Annotated in this window: 15 protein-coding genes and 1 pseudogene; 7 read left to right on the forward strand and 9 right to left on the reverse strand. The window is 69.6% G+C overall.

What is annotated here, in order from left to right; all coding sequences use genetic code 11:
* Together SSP08S_RS57870 and ctaC are read right to left on the reverse strand one after the other, a co-directional pair.
* A partial coding sequence (locus SSP08S_RS57870; RefSeq protein WP_043260463.1) for a cbb3-type cytochrome c oxidase subunit I occupies positions 1-535 on the reverse strand: 535 nt, incomplete at its 3' end.
* Entirely contained in the window at positions 532-1491 is a 960-nt protein-coding gene (gene ctaC, locus SSP08S_RS53195) for an aa3-type cytochrome oxidase subunit II (protein ID WP_019075805.1), read from the reverse strand. The genes ctaC and SSP08S_RS57870, both read right to left, overlap by 4 nt.
* A gap of 285 nt (positions 1492-1776) precedes the next feature.
* Between ctaC and SSP08S_RS53200 the strand changes: the two genes are divergently transcribed.
* The gene (locus SSP08S_RS53200) at positions 1777-3144 is read left to right on the forward strand and encodes a cysteine desulfurase/sulfurtransferase TusA family protein (protein ID WP_026179601.1); all 1368 of its coding nucleotides are present in this window, start codon (positions 1777-1779) and stop codon (positions 3142-3144) included.
* Positions 3145-3228: 84 nt separating this feature from the next.
* Here SSP08S_RS53200 and SSP08S_RS53205 read toward each other — a convergent pair whose 3' ends face one another.
* Positions 3229-4203, reverse strand: a complete 975-nt coding sequence (locus SSP08S_RS53205; protein WP_019075807.1) for a carbohydrate kinase family protein — start codon at positions 4201-4203, stop codon at positions 3229-3231.
* Between the two features lie 131 nt (positions 4204-4334).
* Between SSP08S_RS53205 and SSP08S_RS53210 the strand changes: the two genes are divergently transcribed.
* Positions 4335-4556 (forward strand): hypothetical protein, encoded by a 222-nt coding sequence (locus tag SSP08S_RS53210; RefSeq protein WP_019075808.1) that lies wholly within the window; start codon positions 4335-4337, stop codon positions 4554-4556.
* 170 nt (positions 4557-4726) lie between these two features.
* Positions 4727-6475: a hypothetical protein gene (locus tag SSP08S_RS53215; protein WP_019075809.1), complete on the forward strand. Its 1749-nt coding sequence runs from the start codon at positions 4727-4729 to the stop codon at positions 6473-6475.
* 108 nt (positions 6476-6583) lie between these two features.
* Here the strand turns inward: SSP08S_RS53215 and SSP08S_RS53220 are convergent, their stop codons facing one another.
* On the reverse strand, positions 6584-6940 hold the full coding sequence (locus SSP08S_RS53220) for an iron-sulfur cluster assembly accessory protein (protein ID WP_019075810.1): 357 nt from the start codon (positions 6938-6940) through the stop codon (positions 6584-6586).
* Between the two features lie 276 nt (positions 6941-7216).
* On the opposite strand from SSP08S_RS53220, the gene nadA reads away from it, so the two are divergent.
* Positions 7217-8401 carry a quinolinate synthase NadA gene (gene nadA / locus SSP08S_RS53225; RefSeq protein ID WP_019075811.1) on the forward strand — a complete coding sequence of 395 codons (1185 nt, stop codon included), beginning with the start codon at positions 7217-7219 and terminating at the stop codon, positions 8399-8401.
* 10 nt (positions 8402-8411) lie between these two features.
* Here nadA and SSP08S_RS53230 read toward each other — a convergent pair whose 3' ends face one another.
* The 4 genes from SSP08S_RS53230 to SSP08S_RS53245 form a co-directional block, all read right to left on the reverse strand.
* Positions 8412-9095, reverse strand: a complete 684-nt coding sequence (locus SSP08S_RS53230) for a response regulator (protein ID WP_019075812.1) — start codon at positions 9093-9095, stop codon at positions 8412-8414.
* Positions 9092-10312, reverse strand: coding sequence for a sensor histidine kinase (locus SSP08S_RS53235; protein WP_019075813.1), 1221 nt, complete (start codon positions 10310-10312; stop codon positions 9092-9094). Before SSP08S_RS53235 ends, SSP08S_RS53230 begins: the two co-directional genes overlap by 4 nt.
* Before the next feature lie 202 nt (positions 10313-10514).
* Positions 10515-10793, reverse strand: coding sequence for a PspA-associated protein PspAA (pspAA, locus tag SSP08S_RS53240; RefSeq protein WP_019075814.1), 279 nt, complete (start codon positions 10791-10793; stop codon positions 10515-10517).
* Positions 10794-10830: 37 nt separating this feature from the next.
* Positions 10831-11631 carry a PspA/IM30 family protein gene (locus SSP08S_RS53245; protein WP_019075815.1) on the reverse strand — a complete coding sequence of 267 codons (801 nt, stop codon included), beginning with the start codon at positions 11629-11631 and terminating at the stop codon, positions 10831-10833.
* 287 nt (positions 11632-11918) lie between these two features.
* Between SSP08S_RS53245 and SSP08S_RS53250 the strand changes: the two genes are divergently transcribed.
* The 3 genes and pseudogenes from SSP08S_RS53250 (at position 11919) to SSP08S_RS57875 (ending at position 14465) form a co-directional block, all read left to right on the forward strand.
* Complete coding sequence (locus SSP08S_RS53250) at positions 11919-12521, forward strand: DUF3043 domain-containing protein (RefSeq protein WP_026179603.1); 603 nt, start codon at positions 11919-11921, stop codon at positions 12519-12521.
* Positions 12522-12604: 83 nt separating this feature from the next.
* Positions 12605-13306 carry a class I SAM-dependent methyltransferase gene (locus tag SSP08S_RS53255; RefSeq protein WP_019075817.1) on the forward strand — a complete coding sequence of 234 codons (702 nt, stop codon included), beginning with the start codon at positions 12605-12607 and terminating at the stop codon, positions 13304-13306.
* Positions 13307-13382: 76 nt separating this feature from the next.
* Positions 13383-14465 (forward strand): annotated as a pseudogene (locus SSP08S_RS57875) (S1C family serine protease).
* Between the two features lie 42 nt (positions 14466-14507).
* Here SSP08S_RS57875 and SSP08S_RS53265 read toward each other — a convergent pair.
* On the reverse strand, positions 14508-14720 hold the full coding sequence (locus SSP08S_RS53265; RefSeq protein ID WP_019075820.1) for a hypothetical protein: 213 nt from the start codon (positions 14718-14720) through the stop codon (positions 14508-14510).
* Between the last annotated feature and the right edge of the window lie 113 nt (positions 14721-14833).

The following is a 14833-nucleotide window of genomic DNA, read 5'->3' on the forward strand; positions in this document are numbered from 1 at the left end:
GGCCCATGATCCACATGTCGGCGCCGATGCCCGGCGAGCGGACCGCGTCCGACAGCGGGGAGTAGGCGAACCAGCCGAAGTCGGCCGCACCCTGCGGGGTGAGGAAGCCGCCCACCGCGATGGTCGAGCCGAACAGGTACAGCCAGTAGGCGAACATGTTCAGCCGCGGGAACGCCACGTCGGGCGCGCCGATCTGCAGCGGCATGATCCAGTTCGTGAAGCCGGCGAACAGCGGCGTCGCGAACATCAGCAGCATGATCGTGCCGTGCATCGTGAACGCCTGGTTGAACTGCTCGCTCGACAGGATCTGCAGACCCGGCCGTGCCAGCTCGGCGCGCATCAGCAGCGCCATGACGCCGCCGATCAGGAAGAACGCGAAGGACGTGACCAGATACAGCGTGCCGATCGTCTTGTGGTCGGTGGTGGTGAGCCACTTGATCACGACGTTACCGGGTTGCTTGCGCCTTACCGGCAGCTCATCCGCGTAGTGGGACTCTGCTGCCGCGGCACCCTGAGGTTCGTTGAGGATGCTCACAGGTTGTTCGTCTCCCGGTTCTTCTCGTGGCTCGTCTGCGCGATGCCAGCGGGGATGTAACCGGTCTGCCCCTTCTTGGCGAGGTCCTTGAGGTGCTGCTGGTAACGCTCCGGCGAGACGACCTTCACGTTGAACAGCATCCGGGAGTGGTCGACGCCGCAGAGCTCGGCGCACTTGCCGAGGTAGGTGCCCTCCTTGGTGGGGGTCACCTGGAAGGCGTTGGTGTGACCCGGGACGACGTCCATCTTCATGAGGAACGGCACCACCCAGAAGTCGTGGATGACGTCACGCGAGGTGAGGACGAAGCGGACCGTCTCGCCCTTGGGGAGCCAGAGGGTCGGACCCGGGTTGCCGGTCTGCGGGTTCTTCGTGGCGGGCGTACCGACGTCGTAGACACCGCCGGCGTTCGCCGGGAAGTCCTTCTTGAACCGGTCCGGAATGGCGGCCAGGTTCTTGTCGGTCGTCGCGTCACCACTGACACCGTCGACGTTCTCGATGTAGTTGAAGCCCCAGCTCCACTGGAAGCCGACGACGTTGACCGTCACGTCGGGCTTCTTGTCGAGGCTCAGGAGCTTCGTCTCATCGCGGGCCGTGAAGTAGAACAGCACCGAGACGATGATGAGCGGAACAACCGTGTACAGCGCCTCGATGGGCATGTTGTACCGGGTCTGCGGGGGGATCTCGACCTTGGTGCGGCTGCGCCTGTGGAACACGACGCTCCACATGATCAGGGCCCACACCAGGACGCCGACGGCGAGCGCGGCAGCCCAGGATCCCTGCCACAGGGAGAGGATCCGCGGACCCTCCTCCGTGGTCGGGGTGGGGAAACCAAGGCGAGGGAAGTCCTTGGATGTGCAACCGGTCGCGGTCGCCAGGACCAGGCCCGCAGTCATTGCCTGCAGCAGCTTCCGCCGCATCGGGCGCCGCGGCGAGCGGTCGGAGCCGTTGGGACTCACGTAGCGCCTTCCCGAGAGTCTCGCCCGCGCGGATTGGCTGCGGCCTGCCTTCACGCGGGTCGGTCGCCGCCCTGCGTCGGGCAGGGGTTTGGATGTTTATGCGGACCAAACCCTAGCCGACGCCTTCCGGGGGTTCGCGGGGAGGGTGGCATACGCGCCGGGGGTTACTCCGGGCGCCTAATAGCTCGGGGGTTCAGGTGATTTGGGCGGGTGCGGGATGCGTTGTGGTTGCTCGCGCAGTTCCCCGCGCCCCTGCGTTACTCGCCCGCGATTTAACGTTGCCGTGTGTCCTACTTCGATGCCGCCTCCTCCGCTCCCCTTCATCCCGTCGCCCGGCAGGCGCTGTTGGCCGCTCTCGACGACGGGTGGGCGGATCCCGCTCGGCTGTATCGGGAGGGACGTAAGGCACGGTTGTTGCTCGATGCCGCGCGGGAGGCCGCTGCCGAGGCCGTCGGGTGCCGGGCCGACGAGCTGGTGTTCACCACCTCGGGTACTCGGGCCGTGCACACGGGAATTGCGGGGGCCCTGGCAGGGCGGCGGCGCGTCGGACGTCACCTGATCGTGTCAGCGGTTGAACACTCTTCCGTGCTCCATTCGGCCGAGAGCCTGGTGGCGGCGGACGGTTCGGTGACCGAGGTGCCCGTGGACCGGACGGGGGCGGTGAGCGCGCGGGCCTACGGCGAGGCGCTGCGCCCGGACACCGCGCTGGCCTGTCTGCAGTCGGCCAACCACGAGGTGGGAACCGTGCAGCCGGTCGCCGAAGTGGCCGAGGTGTGCCGGGCGGCCGGGGTGCCGTTGCTGGTCGACGCGGCGCAGTCGCTGGGGTGGGGGCCGGTCGAGGGCGCGTGGTCGCTGCTCGCGGCCAGCGCCCACAAGTGGGGCGGGCCGGCCGGGGTCGGCCTGCTGGCGGTGCGCAAGGGCGTGCGCTTCGCGCCCCAAGGCCCCGTCGACGAACGGGAGTCGGGCCGCTCCCCCGGCTTCGAGAACATCCCGGCGATCGTGGCCGCGGCGGCCTCCCTGCGCGCGGTCCGCACGGAGGCGGCCGAGGAGGCGCTACGGCTGCGGGAGCTGACGGAGCGGATCCGGGCGCGGGTGCCGCAGCTGGTGCCGGACGTGGACGTGGTCGGCGATCCGGTACGGCGGCTGCCCGGGATCGTCACCTTCTCCTGTCTCTATGTCGACGGAGAGACTCTCCTGCACGAACTGGACCGCGCCGGTTTCTCCGTCTCGTCCGGATCGTCCTGCACGAGCAGCACACTGACGCCCAGCCATGTGCTGAAGGCGATGGGCGTGCTGAGTGAGGGAAACGTGCGGGTGTCGTTGCCGCCGGGGACGACGGAGGAGGACGTCGAGCGTTTCCTCGCGGTGCTGCCGGGGGCGGTGGCGGGGGTGCGGGAGAAGCTGGGAGCGGGGGTGCCCGCAGCCGTCGTGAAAGAGGACTCGCTGGTAGTGGACGCGCTCGGAAAGCGCTGCCCGATCCCGGTCATCGAGCTCGCCAAGGTCATCGGGGACGTGCCGATCGGCGGCACGGTCCGGGTCCTGTCCGACGACGAGGCGGCCCGGCTGGACATCCCGGCATGGTGCGAGATGCGGGGCCAGGAGTACGTGGGCGAGGAGGAGGGCCCGGCGTACTTGATCCGCCGGGTGAGCTGAGAAACCCAGGCGCGCGGGGCTGTGTCGATTTGCGGCTACCGCCGCGTGTGCGCGACCAGCCCCCGCGCGCCCGCAGACGACCGATCAGCCCAGGTGCTTACGTACTTCCACCGCCGCGTCGTCCCCGTACGCCTTGGTGAACCGCTCCATGAAGTGCCCACGAGACACCTGGTACTCCTGCGTACCAACCGTCTCGATCACCAGCGTCGCGAGCATGCAGCCGACCTGCGCCGCCCGCTCCAGCGAGACACCCCACGCCAGCCCCGAGAGGAACCCCGCGCGGAACGCGTCGCCGACACCCGTGGGGTCGGCCTTGCGCTCCTCCTCCGCGCAGCCGACCTCGATCGGGTCCTCGCCGACGCGCTCGATACGGACGCCGCGCGAGCCGAGCGTGGTGACGCGGTGGCCGACCTTCGCCAGGATCTCCTCGTCGCTCCAGCCGGTCTTGGACTCGATGAGTCCCTTCTCGTACTCGTTCGAGAAGAGGTACGCCGAGCCCTCCAGCAGGATGCGGATGTCGTCGCCGCCCATGCGCGCGATCTGCTGGGAGAAGTCCGCGGCGAAGGGGATGGAGCGGGTACGGCACTCCTCCGTGTGGCGGAGCATCGCCTCGGGGTCGTCGGCGCCGATCAGGACCAGGTCGAGGCCGCCCACACGGTCGGCGACGGTCTTCAGCTCGATCTGCCTGGCCTCGCTCATCGCGCCGGTGTAGAAGGAGCCGATCTGGTTGTGGTCGGAGTCGGTGGTGCACACGAAGCGGGCGGTGTGCAGGGTCTCCGAGATACGGACCGAGCCGGTGTCGACGCCGTGGCGGTCGAGCCAGTCGCGGTACTCGGCGAAGTCGGAGCCCGCGGCGCCGACGAGGATCGGCGCGGTGCCGAGCTGGCCCATGCCGAAGGCGATGTTGGCGCCGACGCCGCCCCGGCGTACGTCGAGGTTGTCGACCAGGAAGGAGAGCGACACCGTGTGCAGCTGGTCCGCGACCAGCTGGTCGGCGAAGCGGCCGGGGAAGGTCATGAGGTGGTCGGTGGCGATGGAGCCGGTGACTGCGATGCGCACGGCGAGGACTCTCCTGAGGGAGGCTGCGTTGACAGTTCACGCTACCCGGTCGGCCCGGCGGCTCTGAAGCGGCCAAAACTACCCGATAGTAGATCTTTCTTCGCGAGGTAAAGCGTGTCTACGGTGCCGCTATGACGAACCTCAAAGTCGACGGTCCCGTTCCGGCCCACCTCGAAGGCGAAGGTGAGGCGGATCTCGCGGCGCTGCGCGGCGACTGCGCCCGGATGGCTCCCCACTGGGCGGTTCCCGACCGGATCGTTGCCGTTCCGGTGTCCCCGTCCCTCATCCACGGCGTGTCGGTACCGTCGAAGTCGGCCCGGCTGCTGGACGCGATGGGGGAATACGGCAACTGAGTCCGGAGCTCGTCGGCTCGATCGGCGCTCTCGGGGGAACCGTGCGCTCCCCCGCTGCGTCCCATCGCTGTCCCCCGTAAAGGGGATGCGGGATACGACCCTTCCGTCTGCCTCTTTGACAGGGGCTGGTCAGGGTCATGGGACAGTTGCGCAGCCGAAGGAGCGATGCGGTGAACACCGAGCGACCCGACAACGAGGACGCGACCGGCGCCTCCGATGATGTGCCGGGCGTGGGGGACGCCGTGAAGGGCGCCGTTGAGGGGCCCGAGGTCGAGGACGTGGACGAGGGTGCCGTTTCCGAGGAGGCCGGCCGATCGGAGACGGCGGGGCCGGAGAAGACGGAGCCCGAGGAGACAGAGCCCGAGGCGTCCGACGTAGAAGCCGCCTCTTCGGAACATCCCACCCCGGTGACGTCCGAGGTCCAGCCCGACCAGCCGGAAACCTCGGACGCCTCCGAGATCTCCGGCCACACCGACGACGAACACCCGGCGCGATCCCGCTCCCGTTCCCCCCTCGTCATCGCCTCCGTGGCCGCCGCCGTGCTCCTCGTCGGAGGTGGCGGGGCGTACCTCGCGTCCTCCTCCTCGTCCTCCGGAGGTTCGGGCGACGGGACGGGGTCCGCGGCGTCCGGCGGCGGAACTCCCCCGGCGCTCGCGCTCGACGGATACGCGACGGGCGGTACGAGCGGGATCGCGTCCGGGGAGCCGAATCCGTACGGCGTGACCTACAAGGCCCAGGGCACCCTGCCCACCGGGCCCGGCTCCGCGGCCGTCTACTCGGCGGAGGGACAAGTCGCGAAGGACGACGTCGCCCGGCTCGCGAAGGCGCTCGCTGTCGTGGGGACACCGGTGGCCGAGGGGCAGTACTGGAAGGTCGGCGGGCAGGACGGCAGCGGGCCGAGTCTCCAGGTGAACAAGGCGGCGCCGGGCCTGTGGACGTTCAACCGCTACGCGCCCGGCACCGACAACTGCACCGACACCCTCAAGTGCGCGCAGGATCCCGGTACTTCGGCCACCGACCCGGTGAGTGTCGCGGTCGCGAAGCAGGCCGCCGCCCCGATCCTCAAGGCGGTCGGCCAGGACGACGCGAAGGTGGACGCGAGTCAACTCATGGGCGCGCAGCGGGTGGTGAACGCCGAACCGTTGGTCGGCGGGCTGCCCACGCACGGCTGGACGACCGGGCTGACGGTCAGCGCCCAGGGTGAAGTGGTCGGTGGCAGCGGGCAGTTGGCGGCGCCGATGAAGGGTGACGTCTATCCGGTGCTGAGCGCGCAGAAGACGCTGGCGCTGCTGAACGCGGCGCCGGGGACCGACCACCGCATGGGCATCGGCGGCTGCGCCAGTCCCGTACCGCTGAAGGACCGGCTGGAGGCGCCCTGCGGACAGTCCACCGGCACTCCCACGCAGGCTTCGGCCACCGTCGAGCACGCGGTGTTCGGGCTCGCCGCGCACTCCGTGGACGGGAAGCAGGCGCTGGTGCCGTCCTGGCTGTTCGAGGTGCGGCAGTCGGGCACGCAGGACAGCTTCACGGTGACGTATCCGGCGATCGATCCGAAGTATCTGGCCTCGGCCGGTACGCCCACTCCGACGCCGACCTCGACGGCGACCGCGGCTCCGCACGATGTGAAGGCGGACGGTTACTCGGCCGACGGGAAGACCCTGACCGTGGCCTTCACCGGCGGGGTGTGCGCCGACTACAGGACGACGGCCGTGGAGAGTTCGGACAAGGTGACCGTCACGGTGACCGCGACGCCGTGGCCGAACAAGGTCTGCATCATGATCGCCAAGATCTACCACCAGAACGTGGAGTTGAAGGCGCCGCTCGGCGACCGCAAGGTCGTGGGTCCGGACGGCAAGGCGATCCCCGTGGAGAAGAGCACACAGCCGACGGCGGGCGCGGGGCCCTCGCTGGCCCGGTAGGTACTTGAGCAATCCCGCACGGGCATCGGAAAAGCCCGAAGGCGGCGGCCCTGTCGGAGGGGGCCGCCGCCTTCGCCGTACTCAACCGCCCTGTCAGGGCCGGCCGGCTTAGCTGAACGAGTCGCCGCAGGCGCAGGAGCCCGTCGCGTTCGGGTTGTCGATCGTGAAGCCCTGCTTCTCGATGGTGTCGACGAAGTCGATCGAGGCGCCGCCCAGGTACGGGGCGCTCATGCGGTCGGTGACCACCTTGACGCCGCCGAAGTCCTTCACGACATCGCCGTCGAGGGAGCGCTCGTCGAAGAAGAGCTGGTAGCGCAGGCCGGAGCAGCCACCGGGCTGCACGGCGACGCGCAGGGCCAGGTCGTCCCGGCCTTCCTGGTCGAGCAGGGCCTTGACCTTCGCCGCGGCGGCGTCGGACAGAAGGATGCCGTCGGTGACGGTGCTGGTCTCGTCCGATACGGACATCTACATCTCTCCCGGGTTGTACGGAGACTGCTTGCCGACGATGTCAACCGCCGGGGCCGTGGATTCATTCCGGGCCGTGCCCGGTGTCTTTCCCCGGCACCTCTCTCCATGCTCGCACACCCCCGCAAGGTCCCCCGCTGAGCGCGTATCGAGCATCTGCCGGGATTGATGTCACATCGACGCTATGGCCATCGTCAAACTGACGTGAAGCGGTTATGATAGATAACGTCAATTCGACGAAAAGGCTTGTCTGTCAGAACAGAAAGGGTGCGTGTCGTGACCACCGCCCAGACCCAGGAGCTCGACGTTCAGCCGACGCCCCTCGCCCTGCTGCTGCTCGGCCGTGAGGCCGACCCGAGGAGCGAGCGCGGTGTCGAGTGCCCCGGCGACCTGCCCTCGCCGTCCGACCCGGACCTGGTCGAGCGGGCCCGCGCGGCCAAGGAGAAGCTCGGCGAGAAGGTCTTCGTGCTCGGCCACCACTACCAGCGCGACGAGGTCATCCAGTTCGCCGACGTCACGGGCGACTCCTTCAAGCTGGCCCGGGACGCCGCCGCGCGCCCCGAGGCCGAGTACATCGTGTTCTGCGGTGTGCACTTCATGGCGGAGTCCGCTGACATCCTGACCGGCGACGACCAGAAGGTCGTCCTCCCGGACCTCGCGGCCGGCTGCTCGATGGCCGACATGGCCACCGCCGAGCAGGTCGCCGAGTGCTGGGACGCGCTGACCGAGGCCGGCATAGCCGAGCGGGTCGTGCCCGTGTCGTACATGAACTCGTCCGCCGACATCAAGGCGTTCACGGGCAAGCACGGCGGCACGATCTGCACCTCGTCGAACGCGCAGCGCGCGCTGGAGTGGGCCTTCGAGCAGGGCGAGCAGGTGCTGTTCCTGCCCGACCAGCACCTCGGCCGCAACACGGCGGTGCGGGACCTGGGCATGAGCCTCGACGACTGTGTCGTCTACAACCCGCACAAGCCCAACGGGGGCCTCACCGTTGACCAGTTGAGGTCCGCGAAGATGATCCTGTGGCGCGGCCACTGCTCGGTGCACGGCCGCTTCTCGCTGGAGTCGGTGGAGGACGTGCGCGCCCGGATCCCGGGCGTCAACGTCCTCGTCCACCCCGAGTGCAAGAACGAGGTCGTGGCCGCGGCCGACTACGTGGGCTCGACGGAGTACATCATCAAGGCACTCGAGGCGGCCCCCGCCGGCTCCAAGTGGGCCATCGGCACCGAGCTGAATCTCGTACGCCGGCTCGCGAACCGTTTCGCTCCCGAGGGCAAGGAGATCGTCTTCCTCGACAAGACGGTCTGCTTCTGCTCGACGATGAACCGCATCGACCTCCCCCACCTGGTCTGGACCCTGGAGTCCCTCGCCGAGGGCAACCTCGTCAACCGCATCGAGGTGGACAAGGAGACGGAGGCCTTCGCCAAGCTGGCGCTGGAGCGGATGCTGGCGCTGCCGTAGGCCTGCCGGGTCATTCCACTCTCGGCCGGACCAGGCCCGACTCGTAGGCGATGACGACGAGTTGGGCCCGGTCGCGGGCGCCGAGTTTGGCCATGGCGCGGTTGACGTGGGTCTTCACCGTCAGGGGGCTGACCTCCAGGCGTTCGGCGATCTCGTCGTTGGAGTGGCCGCCGGCGACCTGGACGAGGACCTCGCGTTCGCGCACGGTGAGGGCTTCGAGGCGTTCGGCGCGGGCGGGGTCGCGGTCCTCGTCCAGGTCGCCCTGGGCGAGGAAGCGGGCGATCAGGCCCTTGGTGGCCACAGGTGAGAGCAGGGCCTCGCCGGCCGCGGCGACCCTGATCGCGCTGAGGAGTTCCTCGGGCTCGGAGCCCTTGCCCAGGAAGCCGGAGGCGCCCGCGCGCAGGGACTGCACCACGTAGTCGTCGACCTCGAAGGTCGTCAGGATGACCACGCGGACATGGGCGAGGGACGGGTCGGCGCTGATCATGCGGGTGGCGGCGAGGCCGTCCGTGCCGGGCATCCGGATGTCCATCAGTACGACGTCGGCCCGCTCCTCCTTCGCCAGCCGTACGGCCTGCGCGCCGTCCGAGGCCTCTCCCACGACCTCCATGTCGGGCTCGGAGTCGACGAGTACGCGGAAGGCGCTGCGCAGCAGGGCCTGGTCGTCGGCGAGCAGGACACGGATCGTCGTCATACGGGGTCCCCCGAGGCGCGTGGGCGGGTCTTGACCGGCAGGATCGCATGGACGCGGAAGCCGCCTCCGTACCGGGGACCGGTGGTGAGGGTGCCACGCAGTGCGGTGACGCGCTCGCGCATGCCGAGCAGGCCGTGGCCGCCGCCGGAGTCGGGGTCGTGGTCCTCGCCGGAGCCGTTGTCGAGGACGGTGACCTCGACGTTCGGGCCGACGCGTACGACGCTCACCTCGGCCTTCGCCTCGATGCCGGCGTGCTTCTGCACATTGGTGAGGGCCTCCTGGATGACGCGGTAGGCGGCCAGGTCCACGGCGGCGGGGAGGGTGGTGCCGTTGTCCGCGCGGGCGACCAGGACCTGGAGGCCCGCGCTGCGGAAGGTGCCGGCGAGCTCTTCGAGGCGGTCGAGGCCGGGGGCCGGTTCGGTGGGGGCCTCGGGGTCGCCTGACTGGCGCAACAGGCCGACGGTGGCGCGGAGTTCGTTGAGCGCGGAACGGCTGGCCTCGCGTACGTGGGCGAGGGCCTCCTTCGCCTGGTCGGGGCGCTTGTCCATGACGTGCGCCGCGACCCCGGCCTGGACGTTGACCAGGGCGATGTGGTGGGCGACCACGTCGTGCAGGTCGCGGGCGATACGCAGCCGCTCCTCGGCGACCCGGCGGCGGGCCTCCTCCTCGCGGGTGCGTTCGGCCCGCTCGGCGCGCTCGCGTATGGCGTGCACGAACTCCTTACGACTGCGTACGGCGTCCCCGGCGGCGGCCGCCATGCCGGTCCAGGCGAAGATGCCGAGGTTCTCCTGCGCGTACCAAGGGAGCGGGCCGCCGAGCATCGCGGCGCCGGTCAGCACGGTCATCGTGAGCAGGCCCACGCGCCAGGTGGTGGAGCGGTCGGTGGTGACGGCGACGGTGAACAGGGCGACCACGGCACACATCGCGACCGGGGCGCGCGGGTCGCTGGTGACGCTCTCGACGAGGGAGGCGGTGCCGGTGACGGCGAGGACCAGCATGGGGGCGCGGCGGCGGCAGACGAGCGCGGCGGCGGCGACCGCCATGAGGACCAGGCTGAGCGGGTCGGGGGTACGGATGCCCCAGCTGAGGCCGTGCCCGCCGTGCGGGTCCACGAACGACCCCGCCACCATGCACACGAGCACCGCGGCGGCGAGCACCGCGTCCAGCGCGGAGGGGTGTGCCTTCGCTTGGCAGCGGGCTCGGTCGAGAACGCTCATTCTGGCAACCGTACGGGGTCCCTGCGGGGGGCGGAACGGGGGGCAGCTGTACGTTCCCTGTACTTGTGCGGGGTGTTGGTGTGGGCGTCTCTGGGGGCTCCGCCCCCAGGCCCCCGGTCGGCCCTGAAGGGGCCTCGTCCTCAAACGCCGGACGGGCCGACAATCGACCGGCGCTGAAAGGGAACCCCCGAAGAACCCGTCCTCACCCCGGGATCAAGCCGTCGTCGCTCAGCAGGTCCCGGACCTCTTCCAGGGTCGCGTCCGGGGACGGGAGGATGAGTTCGGAGGGCTCCAGGGAGTCGTCGGGGAGCGGGTCGCCCAGTTCGCGGACCTTGGCCAGGAGGGCCTGGAGGGTTTCGCGGAAGGCGGGGCCGTCGCCGTTCTGTACTTCTCTCAGGAGTACGTCTTCCAGCTTGTTCAGTTCGGTGAGGTGGCCGTCGGCCAGCCTCACCTGCCCCTCCCCCATGATCCGTACGATCATGTCGCCCTCCTCAGGCGTGGGCCGTCACATCATCACGTCACTGCTTGTCGAAGCGCGGGGTGTCCTGCGGCTGAGCCGACGACTGCGACTGGGACTGGTCCTTGCCGCCCTCGATCGCCTGCTGCGACGCCGAACCGCCGGCCAGCTCCGCCTTCATCCGCTGGAGTTCCAGCTCTACATCCGTACCACCCGACAGCCGTTCCAGCTCGGCCTGGATGTCGTCCTTGGCCATGCCGGTCGGGTCGTCCAGGGCTCCGGAGGCGAGCAGTTCGTCGATGGCGCCGGCGCGGGCCTGGAGCTGCTGGGTCTTGTCCTCGGCGCGCTGGATGGCAAGCCCGACATCGCCCATCTCCTCGGAGATGCCGCTGAAGGCCTCGCCGATCCGGGTCTGTGCCTGGGCCGCCGTGTACGTGGCCTTGATGGTCTCCTTCTTCGTACGGAAGGCGTCCACCTTGGCCTGGAGGCGCTGGGCCGCGAGGGTGAGCTTCTCCTCCTCGCCCTGGAGGGTGGTGTGCTGTGTCTCCAGGTCGGTCACCTGCTGCTGGAGCGCGGCCCGGCGCGAGAGCGCCTCGCGGGCCAGGTCCTCACGGCCCAGCGCGAGCGCCTTGCGGCCCTGGTCCTCCAGCTTCGAGGACTGCGACTGCAGCTGGTTGAGCTGGAGCTCCAGACGCTTGCGTGACGTGGCGACGTCGGCCACACCCCGGCGCACCTTCTGAAGCAGCTCCAGCTGCTTCTGGTACGAGTAATCGAGGGTTTCGCGCGGGTCCTCGGCCCGGTCAAGGGCCTTGTTCGCCTTCGCGCGGAAGATCATCCCCATACGCTTCATGACACCGCTCATGGGCTTCGCGCGCCCCCTTCTGACGGACTCCAGCTCCAGCGACTGCAACAGAACCCACAGTACGGGCCCTGCATCCATTACCGCACTGTTCGGGGACGGATGCGCTCATCCCCAAGGACGACTGCCTACGGTCCTGCTCCGGCGTAAGGAGTAGGTGTTCCCCGGGTAACAACCCGGAGCCGACCGTCTGCGACGTCTCTCTTGTCCCCCTACAGACGACTGGTGTTGCCGGATCGTTCCCCACCGGACTGGGGTCCAACCGCATCCACCCCGTAAGCTTGGGTTTTGTGTTCCGTAGCCGTGCCAAGGAAGAGAAGGCCGCGACCGCCGACCAGGCCTCGCCGACCGACTCCAAGCAGCCCCGAGACCCTCAGGCCCCCAAGGGTCGGCCCACGCCCAAGCGCAATGAGGCCCAGACCCAGCGCCGCAGCGTGGCCAACACCACGCTGACGCGCAAGGACGCCTCCAAGCGCCAGCGCGACGAGCGGCGGGTGCAGCTGGAGAAGCAGCGCCAGGCGCTGTCCGGCCGCGGCAACGAGCGGGATCTGCCGCTCCGTGACAGGGGTCCGATCCGCAAGTTCGCGCGTGACTACATCGACTCGCGCTTCAACGTCGCCGAGTTCTTCCTGCCGATGGCCGTGGTGATCCTGGTGCTCAGCGTGGTGCAGGTGCCCGCGCTGCAGAACATCGCGCTGCTGCTGTGGCTCGTGATCATCATCCTGATCCTGGTCGACTCGTTCCTGAACGTGTTCCGGCTGCGCAAGCAGCTCGCCGAGCGCTTCCCGGGCCAGGACACCAAGGGCACGACCTGGTACTCGCTCATGCGCTCCCTCCAGATGCGTCGACTCCGGCTGCCGAAGCCGCAGGTCAAGCGCGGAGAGCGGCCCTGAGCGCGGACTCCTTCTCCGGGGGCGCGGCGGAAGCCTGGCTGGCGAAGCTGGGCGGGCTGCGGGATGTCGTACGCCAGGAACTGGTGGCCCGGCAGCTCGACGAGCAGATAGCCGGCCGGTATCCGGTCGGGCAGCGGCTGCGGGTGCTCGACGTCGGGATGGGGCAGGGCACGCAGGCGCTGCGGCTGGCCCGGGCCGGGCATCAGGTGACCGGGCTCGAACAGGAACCGAAGATGATCGCCGCGGCGCGTGCGGCGCTGTCCGGCGAGCCCGAGGGCATCCGGGAGCGGGTGCGGATCATCGAGGGCGACGGCCGGGACACGGGCGTGCACTTCCTCCCGGGCAGTTTCGACGTCGTGCTCTGTCATGGCGTACTCATGTACGTCTCCGAGCCCGATCCGCTGCTCGCGGGGCTTGCCCGGATGCTGGCGCCGGGCGGGCTGCTGTCGCTGCTCGTGCGGAACGCCGACGCGCTGGCGATGCGGCCCGGGCTGTCCTGGGACTGGGCGACCGCGCTGACCGCGTTCGACTCCACCGCGTACCGCAACCGGCTGGGCCTGGATGTGCGGGCCGACCGGCTGGACACCCTGACGGCGACGCTGGCGGGCATCGGGGCACCGCTGCAGGCCTGGTACGGCGTGCGGGTCTTCACCGACACCGCTCCGGAAGGCGTCGAGATCCCGGAGGACGTCGAACCGCTGCTGGCCGCCGAGGAGCGGGCCGGGCGGACGGATCCGTACCGGGCGGTGGCCGCGCTGCTGCATCTGTGCGGCGTGCGGGGCTGAGCGCACGTCCCTCGCTGAGGGCCCGTTCGGGCGAGCAGCACGAGCCGGACATTCACCCCAAAGAGACACTCGGCGTATGGACTCTTCCCGTACCCGAACCCGTACGCGTGCCCTCGGGCCCATGGCTCTTCTCGCCTGTTCGCTCGCGCTGGTCGCGGGATGCGGCGGCTCCGGGTCCTCCTCGAAGAAGGACACCTCGACCGCGCAGGCCGCCCAGGCCGCCGTGCCGATGGCGAGCGACGACCTGCAGAGCGACTACCAGAAGGTGATCAGGGAGGTCCTGCCGTCGGTCGTGCAGATCCAGGCCAGCAGTGATCTGGGGTCGGGGGTCGTGTACGACGGCCAGGGGCACATCGTCACCAACGCGCACGTCGTCGGGAACGAGAAGACCTTCAAGGTGACCACCGCGAACAGCGAGGACGTGCTCACCGCCAAGCTCGTCTACTAGTATCCCGAGCAGGACCTGGCCGTCGTCAAGCTGGACAAGGTGCCGGACGGGCTGAAGGCGGCGACCTTCGCCGACTCCGCCAAGGTCGAGGTCGGGCAGATCGTCCTCGCCATGGGCTCGCCGCTGGGACTGTCGTCCAGCGTGACGCAGGGCATCGTGTCGGCGACCGGACGGACCGTCAGCGAGGGCAGCAGCGACGGGGGTACGGGCGCGACCATCGCCAACATGGTGCAGACCTCGGCCGCGATCAACCCCGGCAACAGCGGGGGCGCGCTGGTCAACCTCAACGGGCAGGTCATCGGCATCCCGACGCTCGCGGCGACCGACCCGAACTTCGGGGGCGGTGCCGCGCCCGGGATCGGGTTCGCGATCCCGTCCTCGATGGTGAAGACGGTCGCCGACCAGATCGTCAAGGACGGCAAGGTGACCGACTCGGGGCGGGCCGCGCTCGGCATCACCGGCCGTACGGTCGTCGACGACAGCTACCAGGCGGCCGGGGTCGCCGTGGTCGCGGTGAAGAGCGGCGGGGCCGCGGACAGGGCCGGCATCCGGGCCGGCGACATCATCACGAAGCTCGGCGACACGGGGATCAGCACGATCACCTCGCTGTCGGAGGCGCTGGCGTCCGACAAGCCGGGGCAGAAGACGACGGTGACGTACACGCGCAACGGTGCGTCGAAGAAGGTCGATGTGACGCTGGGCGAGCAGTGAGAGAGGGGGCGGCCGGTGCTTCTCCGGCCGCCCCCTCCCCCGTTACGCCTCCTCGGCGTGCAGGCTCATCGGGCCGTAGATCTCCGTGGAGTCCTCGAACAGCCGTACCTGGTCCGCGCCACCCGCGACGAGGTCCTTCCACACCTCGCCGAGCCAGGACTCCGCGTCCCCCTGCGTGGTGAACTCCTCCGGCGGGACCGCGGGTTCGACCTCGGTCCCGTCGGACTTCTCGAACCGCCAGATCCATGCCGCCATGTACGCCTCCAAGGTCTCAGCGCATGCAGAGCAGAAGCCGGATCTTGGTCCGGCTTCTGCCGAGAAGCGTATTCGCTCTGCTGGGTTAGCGGGGGATGAGCTGCGGATATTCG

Source organism: Streptomyces hokutonensis, from assembly GCF_000376565.1.
In the GTDB taxonomy this organism is placed as follows: Bacteria; Actinomycetota; Actinomycetes; order Streptomycetales; family Streptomycetaceae; genus Streptomyces; species Streptomyces hokutonensis.

What these genes read in the sequence shown, in the direction of transcription:
- SSP08S_RS53245 (WP_019075815.1), bottom strand. Translation starts at nt 11,631, where the DNA reads ATGAGCGGTGTCATGAAGCGTATGGGGATGATCTTCCGCGCGAAGGCG.
- SSP08S_RS53210 (WP_019075808.1), top strand. Translation starts at nt 4,335, where the DNA reads ATGACGAACCTCAAAGTCGACGGTCCCGTTCCGGCCCACCTCGAAGGC.
- SSP08S_RS53220 (WP_019075810.1), bottom strand. Translation starts at nt 6,940, where the DNA reads ATGTCCGTATCGGACGAGACCAGCACCGTCACCGACGGCATCCTTCTG.
- SSP08S_RS53235 (WP_019075813.1), bottom strand. Translation starts at nt 10,312, where the DNA reads ATGAGCGTTCTCGACCGAGCCCGCTGCCAAGCGAAGGCACACCCCTCC.
- SSP08S_RS53230 (WP_019075812.1), bottom strand. Translation starts at nt 9,095, where the DNA reads ATGACGACGATCCGTGTCCTGCTCGCCGACGACCAGGCCCTGCTGCGC.
- pspAA (WP_019075814.1), bottom strand. Translation starts at nt 10,793, where the DNA reads ATGATCGTACGGATCATGGGGGAGGGGCAGGTGAGGCTGGCCGACGGC.
- SSP08S_RS53265 (WP_019075820.1), bottom strand. Translation starts at nt 14,720, where the DNA reads ATGGCGGCATGGATCTGGCGGTTCGAGAAGTCCGACGGGACCGAGGTC.